Origin of the sequence: Actinomadura sp. NPDC000600, assembly GCF_040492135.1 — a bacterium.
Lineage (GTDB): Bacteria > Actinomycetota > Actinomycetes > Streptosporangiales > Streptosporangiaceae > Spirillospora.
The window spans coordinates 1-24,308 of sequence record NZ_JBEUPD010000014.1; the positions used below are offsets into that span (position 1 = coordinate 1).

The 24,308-nt window shown below is 74.4% G+C and carries 19 protein-coding genes; 12 read left to right on the forward strand and 7 right to left on the reverse strand.

What is annotated here, in order from left to right; all coding sequences use genetic code 11:
• The 4 genes from ABWI07_RS20965 to ABWI07_RS20980 all read left to right on the forward strand — a co-directional run.
• Nucleotides 1-1,148: WD40 repeat domain-containing protein (locus ABWI07_RS20965; RefSeq protein WP_353819547.1), on the forward strand; the 1,148-nt coding region annotated here is incomplete at its 5' end.
• A 16-nt stretch (nucleotides 1,149-1,164) separates the two neighbouring features.
• Entirely contained in the window at nucleotides 1,165-2,064 is a 900-nt protein-coding gene (locus ABWI07_RS20970; RefSeq protein ID WP_353819548.1) for a tetratricopeptide repeat protein, read from the forward strand.
• A 103-nt stretch (nucleotides 2,065-2,167) separates the two neighbouring features.
• Nucleotides 2,168-3,277 carry a cystathionine gamma-lyase gene (locus ABWI07_RS20975; RefSeq protein ID WP_353819549.1) on the forward strand — a complete coding sequence of 370 codons (1,110 nt, stop codon included), beginning with the start codon at nucleotides 2,168-2,170 and terminating at the stop codon, nucleotides 3,275-3,277.
• Between the two features lie 48 nt (nucleotides 3,278-3,325).
• A complete protein-coding gene (locus ABWI07_RS20980; protein ID WP_353819550.1) occupies nucleotides 3,326-4,576 on the forward strand; it encodes a tetratricopeptide repeat protein in 1,251 nt (416 codons plus the stop codon).
• Here ABWI07_RS20980 and ABWI07_RS20985 read toward each other — a convergent pair.
• The 5 genes from ABWI07_RS20985 to ABWI07_RS21005 all read right to left on the reverse strand — a co-directional run bounded on the left by ABWI07_RS20985 (nucleotide 4,573) and on the right by ABWI07_RS21005 (nucleotide 13,956).
• A complete protein-coding gene (locus ABWI07_RS20985; protein ID WP_353819551.1) occupies nucleotides 4,573-6,732 on the reverse strand; it encodes a DUF4132 domain-containing protein in 2,160 nt (719 codons plus the stop codon). The two genes, ABWI07_RS20980 and ABWI07_RS20985, sit on opposite strands and share 4 nt — an antisense overlap.
• A 14-nt stretch (nucleotides 6,733-6,746) precedes the next feature.
• Nucleotides 6,747-10,061 (reverse strand): DUF4132 domain-containing protein, encoded by a 3,315-nt coding sequence (locus ABWI07_RS20990; RefSeq protein WP_353819552.1) that lies wholly within the window; start codon nucleotides 10,059-10,061, stop codon nucleotides 6,747-6,749.
• Nucleotides 10,062-10,098: 37 nt separating this feature from the next.
• Nucleotides 10,099-11,487, reverse strand: a complete 1,389-nt coding sequence (locus ABWI07_RS20995) for an FAD-dependent oxidoreductase (protein WP_353819553.1) — start codon at nucleotides 11,485-11,487, stop codon at nucleotides 10,099-10,101.
• A gap of 57 nt (nucleotides 11,488-11,544) precedes the next feature.
• A complete protein-coding gene (locus tag ABWI07_RS21000; RefSeq protein ID WP_353819554.1) occupies nucleotides 11,545-12,660 on the reverse strand; it encodes an amidohydrolase family protein in 1,116 nt (371 codons plus the stop codon).
• A gap of 135 nt (nucleotides 12,661-12,795) precedes the next feature.
• Entirely contained in the window at nucleotides 12,796-13,956 is a 1,161-nt protein-coding gene (locus ABWI07_RS21005) for an RNA-guided endonuclease InsQ/TnpB family protein (RefSeq protein WP_353819555.1), read from the reverse strand.
• 209 nt (nucleotides 13,957-14,165) lie between these two features.
• Between ABWI07_RS21005 and ABWI07_RS21010 the strand changes: the two genes are divergently transcribed.
• Nucleotides 14,166-15,623 carry a type I glutamate--ammonia ligase gene (locus tag ABWI07_RS21010; RefSeq protein ID WP_200842338.1) on the forward strand — a complete coding sequence of 486 codons (1,458 nt, stop codon included), beginning with the start codon at nucleotides 14,166-14,168 and terminating at the stop codon, nucleotides 15,621-15,623.
• A gap of 32 nt (nucleotides 15,624-15,655) precedes the next feature.
• Here the strand turns inward: ABWI07_RS21010 and ABWI07_RS21015 are convergent, their stop codons facing one another.
• Nucleotides 15,656-15,811, reverse strand: a complete 156-nt coding sequence (locus ABWI07_RS21015) for a hypothetical protein (protein ID WP_160161160.1) — start codon at nucleotides 15,809-15,811, stop codon at nucleotides 15,656-15,658.
• Nucleotides 15,812-15,927: 116 nt separating this feature from the next.
• Here ABWI07_RS21015 and ABWI07_RS21020 point away from each other — a divergent pair, with 116 nt between their 5' ends.
• Nucleotides 15,928-16,461, forward strand: a complete 534-nt coding sequence (locus ABWI07_RS21020) for a CGNR zinc finger domain-containing protein (RefSeq protein ID WP_353819556.1) — start codon at nucleotides 15,928-15,930, stop codon at nucleotides 16,459-16,461.
• 79 nt (nucleotides 16,462-16,540) lie between these two features.
• Nucleotides 16,541-17,932 (forward strand): FUSC family protein, encoded by a 1,392-nt coding sequence (locus ABWI07_RS21025; RefSeq protein WP_235037332.1) that lies wholly within the window; start codon nucleotides 16,541-16,543, stop codon nucleotides 17,930-17,932.
• A 16-nt stretch (nucleotides 17,933-17,948) separates the two neighbouring features.
• On the opposite strand, the gene ABWI07_RS21030 is transcribed toward ABWI07_RS21025, so the two are convergent.
• A complete protein-coding gene (locus tag ABWI07_RS21030; RefSeq protein ID WP_353819557.1) occupies nucleotides 17,949-19,394 on the reverse strand; it encodes an LVIVD repeat-containing protein in 1,446 nt (481 codons plus the stop codon).
• A 204-nt stretch (nucleotides 19,395-19,598) separates the two neighbouring features.
• Here ABWI07_RS21030 and ABWI07_RS21035 point away from each other — a divergent pair, with 204 nt between their 5' ends.
• The 5 genes from ABWI07_RS21035 (at nucleotide 19,599) to ABWI07_RS21055 (ending at nucleotide 24,269) form a co-directional block, all read left to right on the forward strand.
• A complete protein-coding gene (locus ABWI07_RS21035) occupies nucleotides 19,599-21,128 on the forward strand; it encodes a peptide ABC transporter substrate-binding protein (RefSeq protein ID WP_353819558.1) in 1,530 nt (509 codons plus the stop codon).
• Nucleotides 21,129-21,144: 16 nt separating this feature from the next.
• A complete protein-coding gene (locus tag ABWI07_RS21040; RefSeq protein ID WP_235037331.1) occupies nucleotides 21,145-21,684 on the forward strand; it encodes an NADPH-dependent FMN reductase in 540 nt (179 codons plus the stop codon).
• Between the two features lie 44 nt (nucleotides 21,685-21,728).
• Nucleotides 21,729-22,751, forward strand: coding sequence for a LacI family DNA-binding transcriptional regulator (locus ABWI07_RS21045; protein WP_149263843.1), 1,023 nt, complete (start codon nucleotides 21,729-21,731; stop codon nucleotides 22,749-22,751).
• A gap of 109 nt (nucleotides 22,752-22,860) precedes the next feature.
• Nucleotides 22,861-23,439 (forward strand): TetR/AcrR family transcriptional regulator, encoded by a 579-nt coding sequence (locus tag ABWI07_RS21050; RefSeq protein ID WP_149263842.1) that lies wholly within the window; start codon nucleotides 22,861-22,863, stop codon nucleotides 23,437-23,439.
• Complete coding sequence (locus ABWI07_RS21055) at nucleotides 23,436-24,269, forward strand: oxidoreductase (RefSeq protein WP_353819559.1); 834 nt, start codon at nucleotides 23,436-23,438, stop codon at nucleotides 24,267-24,269. Before ABWI07_RS21050 ends, ABWI07_RS21055 begins: the two co-directional genes overlap by 4 nt.
• Nucleotides 24,270-24,308: the final 39 nt, after the last annotated feature.

The window sequence follows — 24,308 nt, forward strand, 5'->3', positions numbered from 1 at the left end:
GGCACGCCGAGCGCGGCGACTGGGCGCGGGCCGCGGCGGAGATCCGCGCCGCGCGGAGCGTCCCCGGCCACGAGCGCAACCGCGAGCTGCTCGACCTGTGGCGGGCCGCCGGACGGCACGGACGCCCCACGGCGGTCCTGGGCGCCTGGGAGGTGCGTGCCCTCCCGGACACCGGGGGCCGCGCGGACGGCGGGACCGCACTGAGCCGCGGCGGCGTCCTCGCCGTGCGGTTCGGCGGCTGGTCCGAAGTGTGGCTGGTGGACGTCGAGACCGGCGAGCACCTCCGCACCCTCCACGTCGGCGGGACGTCGGTCGGCGCGGCGGCCTTCACTCCCGACGGGACCCGGCTGCTGACGGGCGCAAGCGACGGGAAGGTCCGGGTGTGGGACGTGGCGTCCGGCTCCTGCGTCCACGTGTTCGGCGGACACCGCGCCGAGGTCAGGGCGCTGGCGGTGAGCCCGGACGGGCGGCTCGCCGCGTCCGGCGACGAGAGCGGCACCGTCCGCGTCTGGGACCTGGCCAAGGGCAGGCGCAGGCACGTCCTCAAGGGCCACGACGGGATCGTGTTCAAGGTCGGGTTCGGGCAGGGCGGCCGGACCCTGCTCGTGGGCGACTTCCAGCGGATCGTGACGCTGTGGGAGCTGGACGGGGAGCGCCGCCACATCCTGCCCGGCCAGACGCCCGCCGCCATGAGCGGCGACGGCCGCACCGTCGTGTCCTGCGGGCACACGGTCGGGACGCTGTGGACGGCGGACGGCACGACCGGCGAGGCCACCGGCTACGTCCGGGGCCCGTCCGAGCAGCTCGCGGCGATCGAGGTGAGCGCGGACGGCGGGATCGCCGCCGCCGTCGGCCCCGGGCGCGCCCTGCGGGTCTTCGACGTGCGCGCCGGGCGCCTCCTGCACCGCCTGTCGGATTCGACCGTCTGCCTCGCCCCCGCCGCCGACGGCAGGTTCGCGGTGTCCGGCGAAGCGGACGGGACGGTGCGGGTATGGGACCTGCCCGCCGGCCGCTGCCTGCACGCGTTCGGCGCGGACACCACCGCGATCGAGTGGGTCGGCCTCAGCGCCGACACCCGGATCGCGATCACGCGAACCCGGGACCACGGTATGCGCGTCTGGGAACTCGACTGGGATTACGCACACTAAGGGAACGGGAGCGACCATGCTTCTCAGCTGTTCGGGTTGGGCGTGCACGCGGCTCATCTCGGTGTCGAAGGTGCCGGGCGGCAACCCGGTGGCGCGGCAGGACCCTGACGGGTTCGCGATCGAGTTCATGATCTGCGACTTCTGCGGCAGCAACTTCTGCGACCGGTGCCACGAGCCCGGCTCCCGCTTCCGCGCTCCGCGCTGCACGTCCTGCGGAGGCAAGCTCGTCCCCGGCGCGAGGCTGGAGCAGATGAGCGGCCGCCCCCGGCCGGCCGCGGCCCAGCACCACGCCCAGGCCGTGCGCCTCATGGAGTCCGGCCGGTTCCAGGACGCCCTGCCCGAGCTGGACGAGGCCGTCCGGCTCCGCCCCGAGTACGCCGAGGCGCACCGGGTGCGCGGCATCGCCCTCAGCGGGACGGGGCGGCACGCCGAGGCCCTGGCCGCCTTCGACCAGGCGCTCCGACTCAATCCGTCCGACGCGCTCGCGCACGTCGAGCGGGCCGGGACGTTCCTGCGGATGGAGCGTCCCGCCGAGGCGATCGCCGCCTACGACCAGGCGATCGCCCTGCGGCCCGGCTACGCCGCGCCGCAGATCAACCGGGCGATCATCCTCATGGACGGCGGCCGGGACGCGGAGGCGCTGGCCGCGGTGGACCGCGCCATCGCCCTCCTCACCTCCGGGAGCGCCGTCGGCGCGGGACGCTACGACCTCGCCTCGGCCCACAGCGTCAAGGGCGCGGCGCTCGTCAAGCTCGGCCGCTACGCGGAGGCCCTACCCGTCATCGACTACGCCATCGACAACGGCCCCGACTCCTGGAACGACCACTACAACAAGTCCTACGCCCTGGAGCGGCTGGGCCGCATCGAGGAGTCGGAAAGGGCACGCGGTATCGCCGACTCCCTGCGCAACTCCTGAGCGAAGCGAACCGGGGGGTGTGAGGGGATCGTCCCCGCATGAAACACGCTCGCGGACCCGTGGGTGGGACGATGGGGGCCGGACCTGCGGGAAAGGAGCGCGCGTGGAGATCGGGGACGGGACGCTGGCCGTGGGCGCCGGGCGGCCGGAGGCGGAGAACTTCGCCCCCGCGCTGCCCGGGCCCGTGTTCGCGGCGCACTACCACCTGGCCGGGGAGGCGGTCGGCCCCTACACCTACGGGCGCGACTCCAACCCGACGTGGACGCGGCTCGAACGGGCGGTCGGCGAGCTGGAGGGCGGCGCGGAGGTCGTCTCGTTCTCGTCGGGGATGGCGGCGGTCGCAAGTGTGCTGCTGTCGCAGACCGGCTCTGGCGACGTCGTGGTCATGCCCGACGACTGCTACTACACGGCCCGGGCCCTGAAGGAGCGGCTGGAGTCCTACGGGGCCGTGGTCCGGATGGCGCCGACGGCGGGCGACGCACAGCTCGGGCTGCTGGAGGGGGCGCGGCTGGTCTGGCTGGAGACCCCGACCAATCCGAGCCTGGACGTGTGCGACGTCAGGCGGATCGTCGACGCAGCGCACCGGGCGGGCGCGCTCGTGGCCGTGGACAACACCCTCGCCACTCCGCTCGGGCAGCGGCCCCTGGACCTCGGGGCCGACTTCTCCGTCGCCAGCGACACCAAGTCGATGAGCGGGCACGGCGACCTGCTGCTCGGGCATGTCGCGACCCGCGACCCGGAGCTGGCGGACGCGGTCCGGTTCTGGCGCAAGACCGTCGGCGCCATTCCCGGGCCGATGGAGGCGTGGCTGGCGCACCGGTCGCTCGCCACGCTCCAGTTGCGGCTGGACCGGCAGACGGCCAACGCGCTGGCCGTGGCCGAGGCGCTGCGGGGGCACCCGCTGGTGTCCGGGCTCAGGTATCCGGGGCTGCCGGACGACCCGGCGCACGAGGTCGCGGCCCGGCAGATGCGGCGGTTCGGCTGCGTCGTGTCGTTCGCGCTGAGGGACGAGGCGTCCGCCGAGCGGTTCCTCGGCTCCCTGCGGCTCGTCATGCAGGCCACCAGTTTCGGCAGCGTGCAGAGCTCCGCGGAGCGGCGCGGCCGGTGGGGCGGCGACGCCGTGCCGCCCGGCTTCGTGCGCCTGTCCGCCGGCATCGAGGACACCCGCGACCTGGTCGCGGACGTCCTGCGGGCGCTGGCGGCGACCGAGTAGGGGAAACCGGATGATCGGCGCGGGCGCCCGCCGCTAGCGTGGCGGCCCATGAGCGAAGCGCGGGAACTCCTGGAAAGCGGCGACATCTCCGGCCTGATCCGGCATCTGCGGTTCAACGCCGACGCCATGGAGCCCGCCGAGGTCGCGCGGCTCATGGAGGGCGCGGCGGCGGTGTCCGGCTTCGACGACATGCGCGAGGCCGCCGCGGCGCTGGCCGCCCGGGAGGAGCCGCAGCAGCTCTACGACTTCGGCTACGCCTGCATCGAGCGCGGCGTCGCCTTCCTGGCCGTCCCGGCGCTGCGGCGCGCGCTGGAGATGATGCCGGGCGAGCCCGCCCTGCTGGCGGAACTCGTGTCGGCGCTGGAACGCGAGAACCGGAACGCCGAGGCCGTCGCCGCCCTGGAACCGCACGTGGACGCGCTGGACCCGTGGCCCTCCCGGTACCTGCTGGCCTACAACGCGCTGTTCTCCGGGGACCTCGACCGGGCCGCCCGCGAGGCGGCACGGCTGCCCGCGCCGGACGAGCAGTGGGGCCTGGCCAACGACCGGCTCGCGCGGATGCTCTCCCGGGCGGCGGCGGCCCGGGCCGTGAGCCCGCTCGACTCCCGGGACCTGCGCGGCTGGCACTTCGCGCTCGGCGGCTCCGTCCTCGCCACGATCTCCCCGTACGGGTTCGAGGACGGCATGACGGGCCGCTTCGCCTACACCTCCGACAGCTTCGCCACGTGCAGGCGGACCCTCGACCGGCTGCGGCTCGTCCTGGACGCGGCGGGGCGGCGCCCCACGTCGGTCGGCCTGCTGCCCGGCCGGTCGAGCCGCATCCTGGGCCTGGCGGCGGCGCGGCTGTTCGGGCTGCCCGCCGAGCCGTTCGACCCGGACCGCCCCGGCGCGCTCGTGGTCGCCTACGACCTGAACGAGACGGACCCCGGCGGCCTGCACGAGCGGGCCGAAGGGCAGGTGCTGTTCGAGCACGCGTCCTGCTGGACCGACCCGCCCGCGGTGAGCGCCGACGTCGCCGGGTTCCTGCACCAGGTCGTGGTGTCGCCGTGGGGCGAGCAGCTGCGGTTCTCGCCGGGCGGCGAGCCGGAGCGGGCCCCGGAGGACGAGCGCCCCGAGGAGGAGCTGGCCGCCGAGATCGTCGCCGCCGACCCCGCGCCGGAGGCCGGCGACGGCGACGCGCCGCCGGACCCCGACGAGCGCCTGGCGGGCTTCGTCCGGGCGGTCGCCGGCCACTGGCTCGCCGGGCCGAGGTACATGGTGCACTCCCCCGGCCCGGTGCCCAGCAGCCGCTTCGCCTAAGACGCGGTGAGGGCCGTCAGGTCGGCGAGGAGCTCGGAGACCAGGACCGGGTCCACACCGGCGAGCCCGTTCGCGATCATGCTGGACGGGTCGCCGGGCGCCCGGCCGATCCAGACCCGCTCGATCGTCTGGACGGGGTTCAGGTCGACGAGGCCCACCGCGATCCCGGGGTCCAGGTCGACCACGACGGTGACGCCCGGCGCGAGCGTGCAGGAGATCCAGTGCTCGATGCCGTTGTCCTGCGGGGCGCCGCGCTTCCACGCCGTCCGGGTGAGGCCGAGGAACCTGCCGGTCGGGACGGCCGCGCCCTCGAAGCGTTCGAGCCTGCCGTTCTCGCCCTCGCCGTCGGCGAGCGCGTGGACGGGCCGTCCGAGCTGCGGGAACGGCTGGAGGATCTCGTAGTCGGCGAACACCTGCGACCACGCGGCCAGGGACTCGCCCAGCAGCACCGGATGGGCGATGCGGACGCCCGCCGCAGGGTCGGGCTCGACGGGCTCGTCGTTCAGGTCGGCGAACGTGCCGTCCTCGGCGATCCGGAACGCCAGGCCGCCGCTCAGCCAGACCAGCCGCCGGGCGAGGTGCCGCATCAGCGGGTGCGCGACGGCGAACTCGCCGAACTCGGCGTGCGACCATTCGCGGCCCGCGACCATGGCGGCCTCCAGCCGGGCCACCTCCGTGGACGCGACCGCGCGGGCGTCCTTCCTCAGCTCCGCGAAGCGCCGGTAGGCGGCCGCGGCCGGCTCGGGGTCGTCCTTCGCGCCGGGTTTCGGCAGCGCCTTGCGGCGCACCCCGCTCTCGTCCGACACCTGCGGCTTGAGCTGCTCGTCGAACCCGACGACGAAGCGGCGCGGACCGTAGTCGAGCGTCAGGGTCCCGTCCGCGTCCAGGCCGAAGTCGGGCACGAGCCGGTCGGCGAGCTGCTCCGCGGTCAGGCCGCGCCGCTCCGCGATCTGGGCCAGCCTCCGCTGCGCCTCGCCGCGCAGCCCCTTGTACCGCGACTTCTGCGCGATGCCGCTGAGGTGCGTCAGGGCGACGTCGGTGCCGATGGCCGCCAGCGCGTCGAGGCCCTGGACGGCGCTGCTGTAGCCGCCGCTCCGCCCCGGCCACTCCTTGACCATCGGCGTGAGCCGGCGGACGGTCCCGTCGTCGCCGAAGCGCCCGAGGGCCGCCAGCACGAACCCGCTGCGGTTCGGCATGCGCGCCGCCTGCCACGCCTCGAACAGCGCCCACGCGAACGCGGTCAGCGACTCCGGCTCGCAGACCTCGGCGGCGGCGTCCACCACGCCGGTCGCGTCGAGGCGTCCGCCCGGGCTCACCGTCAGGGCGAGCAGCAGGGTGCGGGCGGCGTCGCGCGGCAACTCTCCGCCGTCCCGCAGGACCGGGCGGGGAAGCGCGTCGGCGTCGAGCCACCTCGGGAGGGACGGAGCCCTCACCGGAGGTTCGACGGGCGCTGCGACGGGCGGCGCGGCGGCGAGGAGCCGCGCGACCGCCTCGGCCGCCTCGTCCCCGTGGACGCGGGCCGCCGCCACGACGTCCCCCTCGATGGTCCGCAGGGCCTTCACCGCGCCCCGGCGCGGCCCGACGCGCTTGCCCAGCGCGTCCGGCACCAGGTACGGGACGGCGGCCAGGCCGTGCCGCTCGAACCACGCGTGCGCGAGCTCCTGCGCCGACTTCAGCCGGTAGAGCCAGTCGGCGACCAGCCGGGCCACGTCGGCGGACAGGAACGGCAGCACGACCGGGCCCGTCCCGAAGGGGTTCTGCTTCGCCAGCCGGACCGCCACGTCCCAGGCCGCGGTCTCGAACCGCGCCACGATCGGTTTGAGGGAATGGTCGAAGTCCCACGTCACGTGGGGCTCCCACCCGTCCAGCAACGGCCGCGCGAGATGCTCGGGCGCCTGCGCGAGGAAGCCCGCCCGGGTTGGCTCGTAGCCCATCCGCCCGTCGCGGAACTCCTCGGCGGCCTCCTCCCACTCGTCGTCCTTCCAGGACCCGTAGGGGCGGACCGCGGCCCATTCCTCGCGCTCGCCGGGCGCCCAGACGATCTCGCGGCCGTCCGGCGCCGCCAGGCCGGGAACGATGATCGGCTCGTCGCCGGAGGGCGGGGAGGCCGGTTTGCGCGCCCACGGCGGGTCCAGCAGCGGCTTCGGCAGATCCATGGGGATTCTCTTTCTCAGGTCAGCGTCGCCAGGTCGGCGAGGATCTCGGACACGGTGATCGGGTCCAAATCGGCGAAGGACGCCGTGGAGTTGTGGCCGTAGCCCATGTGCTCGCGGCGGCTCACCAGGACGACCCCTCGCAGCGTCTGCTCCGGTGGCGAGTCCGCCGCCCGGACGGCGATGCCGGGATCGAGGTCGACGACGATGTACCGGCCGCCAGGGAGGCGCCGGGAGAGCCAGGGTTGGATGCCCCCGCCCTGCGGCTCGCCGCGGCCCCAGCCGCGCGAGGTCAGGCCGAGCACCTTCCCGACCGGGACGGTCAGGCCCTCGAAGCGTTCGAGCCTTCCGTCTGCGCCCTCGCCTTCGGCGAGAGCGTGGACGGGGCGTCCGAGCTGCGGGAACGGCTGGAGGATCTCGTAGTCGGCGATCACCTCCGACCAGGCGGCGAGGGAGCCGCCGAGGTCGAGGGGGTGCGCGACCCGGACGTCCGCCGACTCCGGGAGGACGACGGCGTCGTCCTCGACGTCGGCGAACGTGCCGTCCTCGGCGACGCGGAACGCGGTCGTCCTGGCGTCCTCTCCCTCGCTCGCGAGCCACACCAGGCGCCGGACGATGTGCCGGACGAGCGGGTGCCCGGCCAGCAGTTCCCGGAACTCCCGCACGGGCCAGCGGCGCTGCGCGACCATGGCCGCCTCCAGGCGGCGGAGCTGCTCGGAGGCGACGGCCCGCACGTCCTTCTTCAGCGTCGAGAACGCCTTGTAGGCGGCCGGGGCGAGCTCCGGGTCGTCCTTGGCGCCGGGTTTCGGCAGCGCCTTGCGGCGGGCCCCGCTCTCGTCCGCCACGTACGGCTTGAGCTGCTCGTCGAAGCCGACGACGAAGCGGCGCGGACCGTAGTCGAGCGTGCGCGTCCCCTCGGCGTCGAGGCCGAAGTGGGGGACGAGCCGGTCCGCGAGCTGCTCGGCGGTGAGATCCCGTTCGGCGGCGACCTCCTCGATCTTCTCCTGCGCCCTGGTCCTGAGCGCCTTGAACTTCACCTTCTGGGCGATGGCGTGCAGGTGCATGAGCGCCACGTCGGTGCCGATGCCGGCGAGGACGTCCAGGCCCGTGACCGCCTTGGCGTGCCCGCCGACGCCGGGCCACTCCCGGATCAGCGGGGTCAGGCGGCGGACGGTCTCGTCGTTCCCGGTCAGGCCGAGCTGCGTCAGCGCCCACCCCTCCTTGGACGGAGCACCCACCGCCTCCCACCGCCGGAACAGGCTCCAGCCGAACTCGGCGAGCGAGTCCGGGTCGCATAGATCACGGACGGCGTCCACCCCGGCGTAGACGTCACCGGGCCTGGACATCGCGAGCATCGTCACCACGTGCCTCGCGGCGGTGTCCGGCAGCGCCCGCTCACGGCCGCGGAGCAGGAGTTGCGGGAGCAGCCGTGTGTCGGCCCACTCGCCGACGGACGGCGTCTTCGCGGGGACGCCCAGCGGATCGGCCGTGACGAGCGCCTCGATCGCGCCCGCCGCCCGGTCGCCGTGGACGCGGGCCGCCGCGACGACCGCCTCTTCGCCGTTCCACTCGGCGACGAAGCGCAGCGCGGCCTCGGCGGCGCGGCGCCGGACGCCCGCCTTGCCCAGCGCGGGCGGTATCAGGGCCGGGACGGCGGCCAGTCCGTGCCGCCGGAACCAGACCCGCGCGATCCTGCCCGCCTGCTTGAGCCGGAGGAGCCAGTCGGCCATCAGCAGCGCGACCTCGTCGCTCAGGAACGGCAGGAGCGTGGGGCCCGCCTTCGCGGGGTCGCGCCGCGCCGCGGCGACGGCCAACTCCAGCGCGTCGAGCTCGAAGCGGGCGATGAGGGCCCGCAACCATTCGTCCACGTACCAGGTGGGCGGCTCCAGGTCTTCCAGGAGCGGGCGAACGAGGTCCCCAGGCGCCGCGATGAACAGCGTCGCCCCCATGGCATAGGAAAGCCTGTCGTTCTTGAACCGCTCGACCAGGAGGGGCCAGTCCGCGCGTTCGACCCATCGGGGCCGGGCGACGCCCGCCGTCCAGGCGTGCCGCTCGCCGGGTTCCCAGACGACGGAGCGTGTGCCAGGCGGCTCCAAGTCCTTGAGGACCACTGGCTTCGCCTTCGTCCGAGGCCGGGTCCAGGGCGGGTCCACGAGCAGTTGCGGCAGGGCGTCGGCCGGGGCCTCCGGCACGCGCACGGCGCTCCCGCGGAGCGCCTCGACCGTCGCGCGCGACTCCTCCGGGAGTCCCGGCAGCATCTCCTCCGCCAGCTCGGGGTGCGTGAGCAGGTGCGCCCGCAGCACTTCCTCCACCTCCGGGCGCCGCGCGGCCGGCGGGAGGAGGCGCAGCGCCCGCCGCGGGAACGTCCGCGACGCGCTGATCAGCGCGGGCGGGCCGTAAAAGTAGCGGGCCTGCTCCACGAGCACCTGGAACGCCTCGTCCAGGGGCAGCCGGGCCAGCACGTCCAGCAGCTCGGGGCCTGCCAGGGCCTCGAGCACCAGCGGCAGCGCTCCCGCCGGCCCGACGCCGTCCACGAGGGTCGCGATGACGCTCGTCGTCCGGGCGAAGTGGCCGAGCGGCAAGACGTCCGGGTCGACCTGCTCCGGCCCGCCGAGCGAGCAGAAGAGCATCCACCGGTTCGCCGTGTAGGGCGGCAGGGCGAGGGTCGCCGGGTCGGCGCGGACCTCGTCGACCCAGTCCTGCCGTGTCGGTGCCAGGTAGGACACGGTCAGCCGCTGGAGCGGCGTCCGGCGGTGGCCCGCCAGTTTCTCGACGGCCTCGGCGTACACGTCGTCGCCGGCGGCGGCCAGCAGGGCGCGCAGGCGCCGCGCCGCGCGCTCGCCCGCCCACCAGCCGCCGCGGATCTCCGACGGCCCGGTCCGGCGCACTCCGGTCCAGGTCGGCTGGAGAGGCCTCTGCAGGTAGTCGGACGTGACGTCGCACATCTCGGCGTAGGCGCACGCGGCGAACGGCAGGCCGTGCTCGGCGGCCCACGCGTCCCGGAACGGCTCCCTGCCGCCGAGTTCGCGCAGGCCGCCCCTGGGCACCGCGACGATCGCGACCACGGCCGCGCCCAGCGGGTCGGCCTCGCCCTTGAGGTAGGCGCGGCCGTGCTCGGCCAGGTCGGGCACCGAGCCGGGCAGCGCGAGGACTTTCCCGATCTCGGTCCGGCGGCCCTCCAGCAGCGCCCGCGCCTCCCCGATCGCTCCGGCGTCGATCCGCACCCGGGGCCACGGCCCCGGACGGTCCCGGCGGGGATGCGCGATCCGCCGCCAGTCCTCCGGCATCACCCAGGTGGTCTCGTCGGCCGCCGCCGGCCCCGCAGTCGCCATGACGCCACACCGTAAGGGAGATCACCGACAAGGAGGATCAAGAGCCGGAGCGCATGTCCCGCTCGACGGCGTCGGCGGCCTTGCGGGCGGCGATCAGCACGGGGTCCCACACGGGCGCGAACGGCGGCGCGTAGCCGAGGTCGAGGCCCGTCATCTCCTCGACCGTCATCCCGTTCCACAGCGCGATGGCAAGGCCGTCGATGCGCTTGGCCGCGTTCTCCTCGCCGACGATCTGCGCGCCGAGCAGCCGCCCAGACCTGCGTTCGGCGATCAGCTTGGTCGTCATCGCGGCGCCGCCCGGGATGTAGCCGGCCCGGGTCGTGGACCCGACGGCCACGCTCAGCGTCTCGAACCCGGCCGCGGCCGCCTCGGCCTCGTTCAGGCCGGTCCGCGCGACCTCCACGTGGCAGATCTTGGAAACGGCGGTGCCGATGACGCCGGGGAACGTGGCGTAGCCGCCGCCGATGCCGATCCCGGCGACGCGGCCCTGCTTGTTCGCGTGCGTGCCGAGCGCGATCGCGACCGGCGCGCCCGAGATCAGGTGGCGGGTCTCGACGCAGTCCCCCGCGGCCCACACCCGCTCGGTGCGGGTGCGCATCCGCCGGTCGGTGACGATGCCGCCGGTCGAACCGGTCTCGATCCCCGCGTCGCGGGCCAGTCCGGAGGCCGGCCGCACGCCGAGCCCGAGGACGACGAGGTCCGCCGGCAAGGTGCGGCTCTCCGTGCGGACCGCCGTGACGCGCCCGTCCGGCGAGGTGTCGAAGCCCTCGACCGGCTCCCCCAGGTACAGCTTGACGCCGATGCCGCGCATCGCGTCCGCGACGAGCGCGCCCACGTCCGGGTCGAGGGTGCGCATCGGCTGGTCGGCGAAGTCCACGAGGGACACCTCCAGGCCGCGCATCACCAGCGCCTCGGCCATCTCCAGGCCGATGTAGCCGCCGCCCACGACGACGGCGCGGCGCGGGCTCCCGTCCTCGACGGCGCGGCGGATCGCCACGCCGTCGTCGAGGATCTGCACGCCGTGGACGCCCTCGGCGTCCGCGCCGGGCAGCCGCGGCCGGGTGGGGACGGCACCGGTGGCGATCACGAGGTGGTCGTAGGGCTCCCAGCTCTCGCCGCCGCCGTCCAGGGAGCGGACCCGCACTCGGCCGCCGCCGGGATCGATCTCCACGGCCTCGGTGCGGAGCCGCAGGTCGATGCCGCGCTCCTGGAACTCGGCGGGCGTCCGGGCGATGAGCGAGTCGAGCTCCTCGACCACACCGCCGACGTAGTACGGGATGCCGCACGCCGCGTAGGACGCGTGGTGCCCCCGCTCGACGGCGACGATCTCCAGGTCGTCCGGGGCGCGCAGCCTGCGGGCCTGGGACGCGGCGCTCATCCCCGCGGCGTCGCCCCCGACGACGAGCAGGCGTTCACGTGCGGCCATACCGGTCCCCCCAAATGCCGAATCCTCCCGATCGCCGGTTCCGCCCGGATGATCGGTTCACTCCAGACCGTAGACCCGGCGGGCGTTGCCGGAGGCGACCAGCCCCGCGACGCGCTCGGCGTCCCCGGGCGTCCAGGCTCCGTCGTCCACTCCCCCGGCCAGGAACCCGGCGAGCGCGCGCCGGAACAGCAGCGCCCCGAGGTGGTAGAGCTCGGCCAGGCCGAACGCGTCCGAGGAGTACAGCACCTTCCCGAACGGCGCCAGCTCCAGCAGCTCGGCGATGAGCGCGGGCGAGCGGTGCCCGAGGTTGTGCGTCGCCAGGCCCGCGTCGACGTACACGTTCGGCAGCACCTGCGCCAGGTACCCGGCGTTCCGGTGGAACGGGTAGTTGTGCAGCAGCATCGCGGGGACGGGGTCCATGGCGCGCAGCAGCTCGATGAGCAGCAGCGGGTCGCCGCGGCGCAGGTCGGCGTCCGCGTCCCCGTAGCCGACGTGGAACTGGACGGGCAGCCCGGCGTCCACCGCGCACCACACGAGGAAGCGGTGCAGCACCTCGTCGCACACGCGCGGCGGGGTCCCGGCGCGCTCCGCGGCGAGCATCAGCCGGTCGGCGGCGAAGACGACCTCGGCCTCCGACGGCCGCTCACCCGAGAGCTCCAGCCCGGCCCGGTAGGCGGCGATCGACTTGGCCCCCACCGCGTCCCTGGCGTGGAACCGGGAGCGCACCTCGTCGGCGAACCGGGCCGCCTCGACCCCGTCCGCCGCCACCTGCTCCGCGACCGACTCCAGCCGCACGATCTCGTGCGCCTCCGCCCCCGCCAGGCAGCCGAGGGCGGGCGGGTCGAGCATCGCCTCCGGCAGGTAGCCGGTGTCGACGCAGAGCGCGTCCAGCCCGGCGGCGTCCAGGAACCTGCGGTTCACCTCGGCGGCGCCCAGCTCGTCCCGGCGCGACAGGTACTCGTCAGGCCCGGCGTGCGCGTCGAGGCCGAGGACGGGCGGGCACCAGCGCCGCAGCGCGAACCCGACCTGGGTGTCGAACATGCTCACGCCGGGCGGCCCGGCGGTCTCCGCCTCGGTCAGCATCTCCTCGAAGGCCGTCCGGCCCAGGTCCCTGTCGAGGACGCCATGGCAGTGGTGGTCGACCAGCCGCAGCGACTCCAGATACTCCAGCACGGTTCCCGCTCTCCTCCGTCAACTACTCGGCCCTGGAAGCGCCGAGCTTGCGAGCTCGGTCCTTGGGGCGTTGTTCGCGCTCCCGACTGCCCGTTACGGCGGGGCGGTCACGGGTCGCATCCACCAGCGCCCGGGCTATGCCGGGGCTGGTTGGGGCATGTTGACAAATACCCACGCCGAGCGTGCGCGGTCGCGCACGTTGACCCCAGCGACGATGTCGGCGGGCCCAGCGAGACCGCACCGGCGACAGTGGAAGTGGTCCCGCGTGGGACGGTTGTTCCTGGCGGTGTGGCCGCAGCGCGGGCAGCGCTGCGAGGTGTAGGCCGCATCCACCTCGATGAAGGCCACACCGGCGCGGCGGGCCTTGTACTCGATGAAGGCGCCGAGCTGGCGGAACGGCCAGGACGACAGGCGTGCCCGCTGGTCGCGAGGAACCGTGACCCGTCCGCGGATCCCACCCAGCTCTTCGAGCGCGATGCCGCGTCCGGTGCGTGCCGCGACGGCGACGACCTGCTTGGAAATCGTGTGGTTGACGTGCCGGGCGTGCCGGGCCTCCCGCCGGGCCCGCTTCTTCAGCAGCCGGGCCGCCGACCGGGTGCGTTTGGCCTGGAGTTCGGCGCGTTTACGAGCCTGCCAGCGGCGGTAGCGGTCCAGGCGCCGCCCTTGATGGTTGTCGCCGTCGCTGGTGGTGGCCAGGTTGACGACGCCGCGGTCCACGCCCACCCAGTCGGCGGGTTCGTACACCTGCGGTTCGGGGATGTCGCAGGTGACGATCAGCAACCACTTCCCGCCCCGGTGGACGAGGTCGGATTCACCGCGCCGGTGCGCGGCCAGTGTCTTGGCCTGCTCGGGTGAGCAGGCGAACCGCAGATGCTTGGCCCGGCCTCTCACGGTCCAGATGCTGACCGTGCCCGCGTCCAGCTGCCAGGACAGGCACCGGTCGTCGTAGGTGTGCGCGGCCTCGGGGCGGAAGGCGATCGGTTTGGCCTCGGCTTTGCGACGCCGCTTGGAGCCCGGGCCGCCGAGGCCGCCGCCGCGGATACCGGCCCGCAGGGCAGTGTAGGCGTCCACAACCCGTTTGATCACGTGCTGGGCGGCCTGGGCGCCCAGCCCGCCGGCCTTGAGGTCGCCGTAACACAGCCTCCGCAAGGGCAACTCCCGGGCACGGAGCCCGAACCGGGCGAAAGCGACAGCCGAGACGTGATCGGCGGCGGTGTTGACCTGGTGGAGGGTGTCGGTCAGGGCCGCCGCCTGCTCGGGCGTCGGCAGCAGCCTCACCTGCACCACCAGCTTCACAATCCGTGACCATAGCATTACACTCTCCGGAATGTTCGGGGGTTGGACCCTGGCGGCTCTGACGCACCACGTAAGGCAGAAGCGATTCCTCCGGCCCTGAAGAACCCGGGTTCCTCACTAGAAGCCCGCTGAAACGCGCACGCGTTCTCCCTACGATGCCCTTACGGAGCGTGTTCACCTCCGCCGCCACCCGACCGGGAGCCAGCACCGTGGAACCGACCTCTCTTCCCGCCCCCCGGGGGCGCGGCGCCGGAGCGCAGGCACTGGACGGGCACGAGCGCGCCCGGCTCGGCGCCCGCGCCGCCGAGGCGGGGCGCAGGCTGGCCGGCGAGGGCATCGTCGCCGTGGCGCTGACATGGGTGGACGTCAGCGGCATCACGCGCACCAAGACCGTCCCGGTGGAGCGGCTGGAGCACGCGGCGGCATGGGGCGTCGGGATGTCCCCGGTGTTCGACGTGTTCCTGCTGGACGACTCGATCGTGTCCGGGCGGCACATCGGCGGCCCGAGCGGGGACCTGCGGCTGCACCCCGACCTGGACCGGCTCGTCCCGCTGGCCGCGCTGCCGGGCTGGGCGCACGCGCCCGCCCTCCGGTACGCCCAGGACGGCTCGATCCATCCGCTGGACACGCGGGCCCTGCTGCGCCGCGAGGCGGGCCGGCTCGCCGAGCGCGGCTGGGCGGTGAAGGCGGCGTTCGAGATCGAGTGGGCGGTCTCGGACGGTGGCGGCGACGAGTTCTCCCCCGCGTGCGAAGGCCCCGCGTACGGGATGACGCGGGTGACCGAACTGGCCGGCTACCTGCGGGACCTGCTGGAGGCGCTGAGGACGACGGGCGTGACGGTCGTCCAACTGCACCCGGAGTACGCGCCCGGGCAGTACGAGGTGTCGGTCGCCGCCGAGGACCCGGTCGGCGCGGCCGACACCGCCGTGCTCGTCCGGGAGACGATCCGCGCGGTGACGATGCGGCACGGGATGGCCGCCTCGTTCTCCCCCAAGGTCGAGGCCGACTCGGTCGGCAACGGCGCGCACGTCCACCTCAGCCTGTGGCGGGACGGCACGGCGAACGCGGCGGCGAACGGCGCGGTGAACGCGATGGCGGGCGGCCCCGGCCCGTTCGGGATGACGGCGGCCGGGGAGGCCTTCGCGGCGGGCATCCTGCGGCGGCTGCCCGCGCTGCTCGCGGTCGGCGCGCCGTCGGTGGCGAGCTACCTGCGGCTGATCCCCTCGCACTGGTCGGGCGCGTACGCGTGCTGGGGGCTGGAGAACCGGGAGGCCGCGCTGCGGTTCGTGACGGGCGCGGACGGCGAGCGCGCGACCGCCGCGAACCTGGAGGTCAAGTGCCTGGACGGCGCCGCCAACCCGTACCTGCTGCTGGCGGCGCTGCTCGCGGCCGGCCGGGACGGGCTCGGCGCCGACCTCCGGCTGCCGGAGCCGGTCGACGTCGATCCGGCGGGGCTGGCGGAGGAGGAGCGCGCAGCGCGGGGCATCGCCCCGCTGCCGTCGTCGCTGGCCGAGTCGGTCGCGGCGTTCGAGGCCGACGCCGTCCTGCGCGAGGCGCTCGGCGAGGCCGTCACCGACACGGTGGCGGCGGTGCGGCGCGGGGAGATCGCGCTGCTGGACGGGGCGACCCCGCAGCAGGTGGCCGCCGCCACCCGCTGGCGGCACTAGCGGTGCCGCCGAGTGCGCCGCCAGGGGCGCGGCTAGGGGTGCTTCGGCGCGGCCCCGCCGTCGCGGCCGGCCGCCGCGACCGGGCCCGCCTCGAACCGCTGCACGCGCATCTGCGGCCGTCCGCACGCGCAGCGGGTGTAGGTCACCACTCCCTCGGAGGTCAGGTGCCGCGACAGCACCTCGTACACATCGGACTCAGGCCAGCCACAGCGTGGGCATTCCACCGCGCATCCCCAGGGACGTCTGTAAGGGTTATAAACAAGATAACATTTACTGATCGGCTGCGGGACCGGAGGCCCGGGTAATGCGCATCACTGGATACAAGAGTCACGGGGTGGCCGCCGCCGCCGCGCTGGTCAACGCCGTGACGAGCGCCGGCGGGGACGACTCGCCCGGCGCGCTGCGCCGCATCCTGCGGGAGAACGAGTTCTTCTGGCAGGAGTTCGAGGACGCCGACGCCGGCGACTTCCGGCGCTGGGGCCGGGTCCTGCGCCCCTTCTTCGAGGCGCGGAGCCTGGAGGAGGCGATGGCGCTGCTGAACGGGCTCATGCTGGAGATCCCCATGCACCCGCACCTCTCCGACCACGAGCCGCACGGCCTGCACATGCACTACGCGCCGCCCTCGTCCCGGCTGGTGGAGCGGTTCCGCGCGACCACGCTGATGAACCTCGCCGAGCTGATCGTCGAGCACGGGCTCGGCCGGACGGGCGTCTGCGCGGCGGACGGCTGCGACCGCGTGTACGCCGACACGTCCCGGGCGGGCCGGCGCCGGTTCTGCTCGGAGGCCTGCGCCAACCGCACGAACGTCGCCGCGTTCCGCGCGCGTCGGCGGGAGTGACGCCCCCTCCCCGTTGACCTGCGGCTTCAGCGATTTTGTGATCTTTGTCCCTATCTGTGACCTTTACCCGCCTGCGGGCATGACAGAGCGCATGTCGCTCGTGTTCTTCCGCCGGCGTTCCGGCCAGGGTGACCGCCGCGACCGCTCGCCGCTGCGCGTGGCGACGGAGATCCGCTCCACGGTCTTCCGCATCGCCCGCCTGACGGTCACCGCCACGCTGGCGTTCGTGCTGGCCCTGGAGGTGCTCCCGGCCGGCGGGCCGCAGCCGCTGCTGGCGCCGCTGACCGCGCTGCTCGTCGTGCAGTTCTCCGTCTACCAGACGATCAAGGCGAGCATCCTGCGGGTCGCCGCCGTCACCTCGGGGGTGCTGGTCGCGGTGATGGCCGCGAGCACCATCGGGTTCTCCTGGTGGACGCTCGGCCTGACGATCCTCGCGGCCTTGGTCATCGGACACGTGCTGCGGCTCGGCGAGCACGTGCTGGAGGCGCCGATCTCCGCGATGCTGATCTTCGCGCTCGGATCGGCGAGCGAGGCGGGCGCCGCCGACCGCGTGCTGGAGACGCTGATCGGCGCCGCCACCGGGCTGGCGGCGACGCTGCTCGTGCCGACGGTGCGGGTACGGCCCGCGGAGGAGGCCGTCCAGGACGTCGCCGAGAAGCTGCGGGAGCTGATCGAGGGCATCGCGGACGGGCTGCGCGGCGAGCGCGCCCCGGACGAGGCGGCCCGCTGGCAGGCGGACGCCGAACGCCTCGCGCGCGAGATCGGCCGCGCCGACCGGGACCTCGGCGCCGCCGAGGAGAGCGTCCGGCTCAACCCGCGGACCCAGGCGCGGCGGCTCATCGACGCCGGTGTCGCGCTGCGCAACGCCATGGAGACCATGGAGCACTTCACGCTGTCGCTGCGCGGGCTGACCCGGTCCCTCGCCGACGACGAGCGGCTCGGCGAGCGGGGGCGGCTGCTGACCGACCCCGAGGTGCGCCGCGAGCTCGGCGACGCGCTGGCCGGGATCGCCGCCAGCATCGCCTCCTACGGCCGGCTGGCCCGCTCCGACCTCACCCGCGACGCCCGGCCGTTCCTCGCCGAGCACGAGCTGGAGGTGCGGGTGGACGTGGCCCGCGAGCGCCGCGCCCGGCTCGCCCGGCGGCTGCACGAGCGGGCCGCGGCGGGCGACCTGTGGCCGCTGTACGGGGAGGTCTCCATGGACATCGACCGCCTCATCGAGAACCTGCGGGTCGAGCACCGGGCCCGCGCCCGCGAGCACTGGCGGCGGCACCGCGGCGCCTCGCGGCACCTGCCCGCGCGGCCGGTCCAGGTCGTCCAGCAGGCGGGGCAGCAGCTGCGCCGGGCGGCCGGGTCCGCGGTCGCGGCCGCCGAGCGCGGCGCCGGCGAGATCGAGACGCGCGCGACCGACCCGAGCAGGGCGAAGACCCGCCCCCGGGGGGATGGGGACGGGTCTTCGCGCGGGGCGTGAGGCCCCGGTGGGACGGTCAGCGGAAGGTGGGCTCCAGCACGTCGACGCCGCGGGTGTTGTCGGCGACGTAGACGTACTTGCCGTGCCAGTACGGCTGCCAGGACGCGGCGTCCGCCGGGCGGTAGTAGGCGACCTGCCTGGGGTTCGTCGGGTCCGTGACGTCCAGGAACCGGGTGCCCTGCGAGTAGAACGACTGGGCGATCACGCCGTCCCGCACGTCGAAGTAGTGCGCCGAGCAGTCCGTGCTCTCGGGGTCGCTGCCCTCCTTGCCGGCCACGCCCCAGGTCGCGACGGTGTGCAGGCGGAACTTGTTCTCCGGCGTGGACCGCCAGCCCTCGCCGCCGTAGGAGCCCTTCAGCGACGCGATGACGAGCAGGCCGTCGTTGGCGCAGCCGTCGTTGAACGTCTCCTCGGTGACGTACAGCAGCTTGCCGTTACCCCACCGGCGCGGGTCGGCGGCCTGGTCCCGGGTCCGCCCGACCGCCCGGTAGCTGTTGTGCATGAAGGTGGAGTTGGTGGTGGCCTCGTCCAGGCCGCCGCCCGCGTACGGGACGGGGTCGACCGCGGTGGCCGTGCGCCACTTCTTCCGCAGCGGATCGTAGTGGCGGCCGGTCGTGTAGTAGCCGCGCACGCCGCCGCGTCCGGACGCCCAGGCGACCCCCTCGGAGTCGACCTGGATGTCGTGGGTGTAGTCGGTCTTGCCGTCGTTGCGGCCGGTGTCGATCGGGTCCTTGTGGACCTTCGGCCTGGCCGGGTTGCGCACGTCGGTCACCCAGACGGGGCGCCCGCCCCAGTCCGCGGGCATCCAGCTGGCCTTCGCGGGGCCACCCGTCCACAGGTACTTGCAGTCGTTCACGCAGGTCGTGGTGTGGCCCGCGGGCACCTTCACGTAGGTGATCTGGCGCAGGCTCTCCGGCTTGGAGGCGTCCACGACGTAGATGCCCGACTCGCCGGTGGCGGTGTTGCCGCCGAACGCGCGCGGGTCCCGGGAGAGGTAGATGATCTTGCGCTTGGCGTCGAAGTCGGTGTCCTCGGTCTCCCACATGCCGGGCATGTTCAGCTGCCCGACCAGCTTGGGGACGCGGGGGTCGGCGCTGATGTCGTAGGCCTTCAGCCCGAACTGGCCGGTCGCGTACATGATCGTCCGCTTGTGCGGGCCGCGGCCGTAGTCCATGAACATCAGGGAGATGGCGCCCTTGGCGTCGGGCACGCCGCCGACGCGCCGCACGCCCTTCACCGCCTCGGACTTCGTGCTCGCGGGGGCCGCCCGGTGGTAGTGCCCGGCGTGGCCGCCGGTGCCCTCGGCGGCCTGACCGCCGGCCGCGGCGGCCTGCTCGGTCTGGGAGTTCTCCGGCTCGGGCGGGCACGCCCAGGCGCTGCCGGCCGTCAGTGCCACGGTCGCCGCGACCGCCGCGGCGCCCTGCAGCAGGCGCCCGGAGGGAAAGGATGTGCGGGGGTGCATCGCGCCTCCACGGAAAGGATCTTCGCAAGCGCCAGTGTGACCGGCGCCGCCGAGGTGATCAACAGGCCCGCGGGTCACGAAATGGACTCAGCACCGTAAGGACTGGTGGGACCTGACATCGTGGTCTAGCCTCCCCTGGGGGCCGCCCCGGCCCTCGGAGCCGTCCCGGCCCGGCGGCGCCCGCCCAGCTCCCGGGAGTGGCCCTTGAAGAGCTCAGCCCGCACCGCCGCCCTGGTCGCCGGGGCCGTGGCGGTGCTGGTGGCGCCCGTCGCGGCCCTGAAGGCGTGGAGCGAACCCGCCGATCCGCGGATCTCGGTCGGCGCCCCGGCCCCCGCGACGCTGCTGCCCGGCGACGTCCGCGACGCCTCCGGCCGGATGATCGCGAACGCGGTGTGGACGGGCCTGGTCGCATACGACCCGAAGACGGGCGCGCCCGTGAACGCCGCCGCCGAGTCGGTCACCAGCCCGGACCGGCGCGTCTGGACGGTCCGGCTCCGCCCCGGAGCGACGTTCCAGGACGGCTCGCCCGTCACGTCCCGCTCGTTCACCGGCGCCTGGACGGCCGTGCTGCGCGAGGGCTGGGCCGGGTCGCGGCTGTTCACCGAGGTCGCGCACATCAAGGGCGCCCGAGCGGGCGAGGACGGGGTCGCGGGCCTGAAGGTGAAGGACGAGCGGACCTTCGAGGTGACGCTGGACCGCCCCCTCAACGGCTTCCCCGCCCTTCTCGGCGACCCCGCGTTCTTCCCGGTCCCGGAGAGCGTCCTGGCGTCGCGCGACTGGGCGGCCTACGGCCGCGCCCCGGTCGGCAACGGGCCGTTCCGGCTCCGGTCGCGGAGCGCGCGGGAGATCGTCCTGAGCCGGCGCTCGGGCGACGGGCGGTCCGTGGTCGTCAAGGCGATGCCGGAGGCGAAGCGCCAGTACACCGCGGCCGGCTCCGGCGACCTGGACGTCGCCACGACGGTGCCGGCGGACCGGCACGAGACGATGGAGGCCGACTTCGGCGACCGGCACCTCGCCGTCCCCGGCCGCGACGCCGCCTACCTGGCGTTCCCGGCCTGGGCGGAGCGGCTGTCGTCCCCCACGGTCCGGTCGGCGCTGTCGATGGCGATCGACCGCTCCGCCGTCACGGAGGGGCCGCTCGGCCACCAGTACTCCCCCGCCGACTCGCTCGTCGCCCCGGGCATCCGCCCCGGCCGCCGCGAGGGGCAGTGCCGGCTGTGCGTCCACGACTCCAAGGCGGCGGTCGCCGCGCTGGCCGACGCGGGCGGGCTGAAGGGCCCGCTGAACCTCTGGTACGAGGCGGGCCGGGGCGACGACGCCTGGGTGAAGGCGGTCGCGGACCAGCTCCGCAAGGAACTGAAGCTCGACGCGCGCCCCCACCCCGTCGCCGACCTGCGCAAGGCCCTGGACTCCCATGACGTGGACGGCCCCTTCGCCGTCCACACGACCGCCGCCTACCCCGCACCCGTCGCCGCGCTGACGCCGCTCCTGGACGCCGGGACCGGGTTCGACGACGAGTACACGGCCGATCTCGTCGCCGAGGCCGAGCGGGCGGCCACCCCCGAGGAGGGCGTGATCCCGGCGCGCCTGGCCGAGAGCGCGATGCTGCGCGACATGCCCGCGATGCCGCTGTGGGCGCACCACGACCACATGGTCTGGTCCGAACGCGTCCGCGGCGTCACCGCCGACGCCTTCGCCGGGCTGCGCCTCGACCGCCTGACCGTCGAGGACTGACCGTAACCTGGTGATCGTGACGAACGTGCTGATGCTGTGCGGAAGCCTGCGCAAGGGGTCCACGAACGAGGCGGCGCTGCGCACCGCGCAGGCCGTGGCGCCGCCCGGGACCGAGGCGACCCTCTACCCCGGCATGGGCGACCTGCCGCACTTCAACCCCGACGACGACCGCGAGCCGCTGCACCCGGCCGTCGCGGGCCTGCGCGCGGCGATCGGTGCCGCGGACGCGCTGCTGATCTGCACCCCCGAGTACGCGGGCGCGCTGCCCGGCTCGTTCAAGAACCTGCTCGACTGGACGATCGGCGGCGGCGAGGTCTACGGCAAGCCCGCCGCCTGGCTGAACGTGGCCTCCCCGTCGGCTCCGACGGGCGGCGGCGACGCGCACGCCTCGCTGCGCAAGGTGCTCGGCTACGCGGGCGCCGAGATCGTCGAGGCCGCGTGCGCGCGGATCCCGGTGACCCGGCCCGACGTGGGCGAGGACGGGCTGGTCCGCACCGCGGAGCCGCGCGAGCGGATCGCCGCGGCGATGGAGGCGCTGCGGGCCGCGCTCCGCTGACGGCAAGTTTCGGGGCGTCGGGCGAAATCCCTATGCTTGCCGGCATGGAGCAGGACGAGGGGGCGGGCCGGGTGACCCTGGCCCAGGTCGCGGACCAGGCCGGCGTCTCCATCTCGACGGTTTCGAAAGTCCTCAACGGCCGCGAGGACGTGGCGCGCGGGACGCGGCTGCGGGTGGAGCGGCTGCTGGAGCAGCACGGCTACCAGCGGGGCTCCCGGATGGCGACGGACGCGCCGCTGATCGAGCTCGTGCTGCACGAGATCGAGAGCCTGTGGACCATGGAGCTGATCCGGGGCGTGGAGAGCGTCGCGAAGGCGAACGGCGCGAGCCTGGTGCTGACCGAGAGCGGCACCCGCCACTCCCCCGGCCCCGAGTGGATCGGCGGGGTGCTGCGGCGCCGCCCGCTCGGCGTCGTGCTGACCTTCTCCAGCCTCGCGCCGCAGGACAAGAAGCGGCTGCGGTCCCGGTCGATCCCGTTCGTCATCATCGACCCGGCCGGCGACCCCGACCCCGACGTCCCCTCGGTCGGCTCGGCCAACTGGTCCGGCGGCCTCGCCGCGACCCGGCACCTCATCGACCTGGGGCACCGGCGGATCGCGATCATCACCGGGCCGGCCGACATGCTGTGCTCGGTCGCACGCCTCGACGGGTTCCGGTCGGCGATGGGCATGGCGGGTCTGGAGGTCGACCCGTCCCTCGTCGCCTACGGCGACTTCCACGTCCAGGGCGGGTTCGAGAGGGCCGCGGAGCTGCTCGCCCGGCCCGACCGGCCGACCGCGATCTTCGCGGGCAGCGACCTGCAGGCGCTCGGCGTGCTGGAGGCCGCGCGGGTGCACGGGCTGCGGGTCCCGGACGACCTCTCCGTGGTGGGCTACGACGACGTCGCGGTGGCGCCCTGGGCCAGCCCGGCGCTCACCACCGTCCACCAGCCGCTGCGGCAGATGGCGGAGTCCGCCGCCCAGATCATCCTGAGCGTCCGCGCGGACGAGCCCGTCGCCACCCGCATGGAGCTGTCGACCAGCCTGGTCGTCCGCAAGAGCACCGCCCCGCCGCCCGAAGCGGGCTGACCGCGCTCAAGCGCGCTCCGCCGTTCCGTCCGGACAGTTCCCCACCGCCGTCGGCCAGTCCCTCGCGCCCATGCATGTCACTCTGACATTTTGTGCATAGAATGTCAGGGTGACAGACGCGAGGATCGAACCCATCCTGGACGCCGCGTACACGTGCTTCACCCGGCATGGAGTCCGGCGCACCACGATGGACGACATCGCCCGCGAGGCGGACATGTCGCGCGCGGCGGTGTACCAGCACGTGAGCAACAAGCAGGACGCCTTCCGCCGCCTGGCCGAGCGGCTACTGGAGCGGGCCCTGACCGAGGCCCGGCTCGGCGCGGAGTCCGGCGAAGGGCTCGCGGCGCGGCTCACCGCGGCGCTGGAGGCCAAGCTCGGCTTGGCACTGCGCCTGTGGCAGGACAGCCCCGCGCACGCCGCCGAACTGCTGGGCGAGGACGCCCGCCTGTCCGCCGACCTGATCGAGTCCTACGACACCGCCATGCGCGACCTGCTCGCCGCCACCGTCCGCACCGGCGCCCCGGACGCGGACGCCGCCGAATTCGCCGAACTCCTCCTCGCCCTGACGCGCGGCCTGGAGGCCGACCTCACCGACCCCGAGGCCCCGACCCGACGGCTGCGCCATGCCGTGGCGCTGCTCGTGGCGGGCCTGACCCAGCAGCGACCTCTCACCTCGGAGCAGCCATGACGACCGCAGTCCTGATCACAGGGACCTCCTCCGGCATCGGCCGGGCCACCGCCGAGCGGCTGGCCGCCCGTGCCGAGCTGACCGTCTACGCCACCGCCCGCCGCCCCGAGGCGATCGCCGGCCTCGCCGAGACCGGCGCCCGCGTCCTCGCGCTCGACGTGACCGACGACGAGTCCATGCACGCGGCGGTCCGCGCGGTCGAGGCCGAGCACGGGGCGGTCGGCGCCCTGGTCAACAACGCCGGCTACGGCGAGTACGGCACCATCGAGGAGACCGACCTCGGCGGCGTGCGCCGCCAGTTCGAGACCAACGTCTTCGGCCTCGCCCGCATGACCCAGCTCGTCCTGCCCGGCATGCGGACCGCCGGACGAGGACGGATCGTCAACGTCGGCTCAATGGGCGGGCGGATCGTCTTCCCCGCGGGCGGGTACTACCACGCGAGCAAGTACGCCGTCGAAGCCCTCACCGATGCGCTGCGCTTCGAGGTCGCCCCGTTCGGGATCAAGGTCAGCCTGATCGAACCCGGCCTGATCCGCACCTCCTTCGGCGAGACCGCCGCCCACACCCTCGCGGGCTCCGCCGGGTCCGCCGGCCCCTACGCCGCTCTCAACGCCGCCGCGGACCGCCAGATGGCGGCCTCCTACCGCAACGCCGCCCTGTCCGCTCCGCCCGAGTCGGTCGCCAAGGTGATCGAACGCGCCGTCACCGCGGCCCGGCCCCGCTCCCGGTACGTGGTCACCCCCGCCGCCAGGGCTCTGATCCACACCCGCCGCCTGCTCGGCGCCGGCGCCTTCGACGCCTACCTGCGCATGCAGTTCCGCGGCGCCTGAGGCAGGAGCTCGAAACATTTCGGGTCGCCCGATCCGCTC

Coding starts and splice junctions, on each gene's coding strand:
- ABWI07_RS21045 (WP_149263843.1), top strand. CDS start 21,729: ATGGAGCAGGACGAGGGGGCGGGCCGGGTGACCCTGGCCCAGGTCGCG.
- ABWI07_RS20970 (WP_353819548.1), top strand. CDS start 1,165: ATGCTTCTCAGCTGTTCGGGTTGGGCGTGCACGCGGCTCATCTCGGTG.
- ABWI07_RS21030 (WP_353819557.1), bottom strand. CDS start 19,394: ATGCACCCCCGCACATCCTTTCCCTCCGGGCGCCTGCTGCAGGGCGCC.
- ABWI07_RS20990 (WP_353819552.1), bottom strand. CDS start 10,061: ATGGCGACTGCGGGGCCGGCGGCGGCCGACGAGACCACCTGGGTGATG.
- ABWI07_RS21025 (WP_235037332.1), top strand. CDS start 16,541: ATGACAGAGCGCATGTCGCTCGTGTTCTTCCGCCGGCGTTCCGGCCAG.
- ABWI07_RS20995 (WP_353819553.1), bottom strand. CDS start 11,487: ATGGCCGCACGTGAACGCCTGCTCGTCGTCGGGGGCGACGCCGCGGGG.
- ABWI07_RS21055 (WP_353819559.1), top strand. CDS start 23,436: ATGACGACCGCAGTCCTGATCACAGGGACCTCCTCCGGCATCGGCCGG.
- ABWI07_RS20980 (WP_353819550.1), top strand. CDS start 3,326: ATGAGCGAAGCGCGGGAACTCCTGGAAAGCGGCGACATCTCCGGCCTG.
- ABWI07_RS21020 (WP_353819556.1), top strand. CDS start 15,928: ATGCGCATCACTGGATACAAGAGTCACGGGGTGGCCGCCGCCGCCGCG.
- ABWI07_RS20985 (WP_353819551.1), bottom strand. CDS start 6,732: ATGGATCTGCCGAAGCCGCTGCTGGACCCGCCGTGGGCGCGCAAACCG.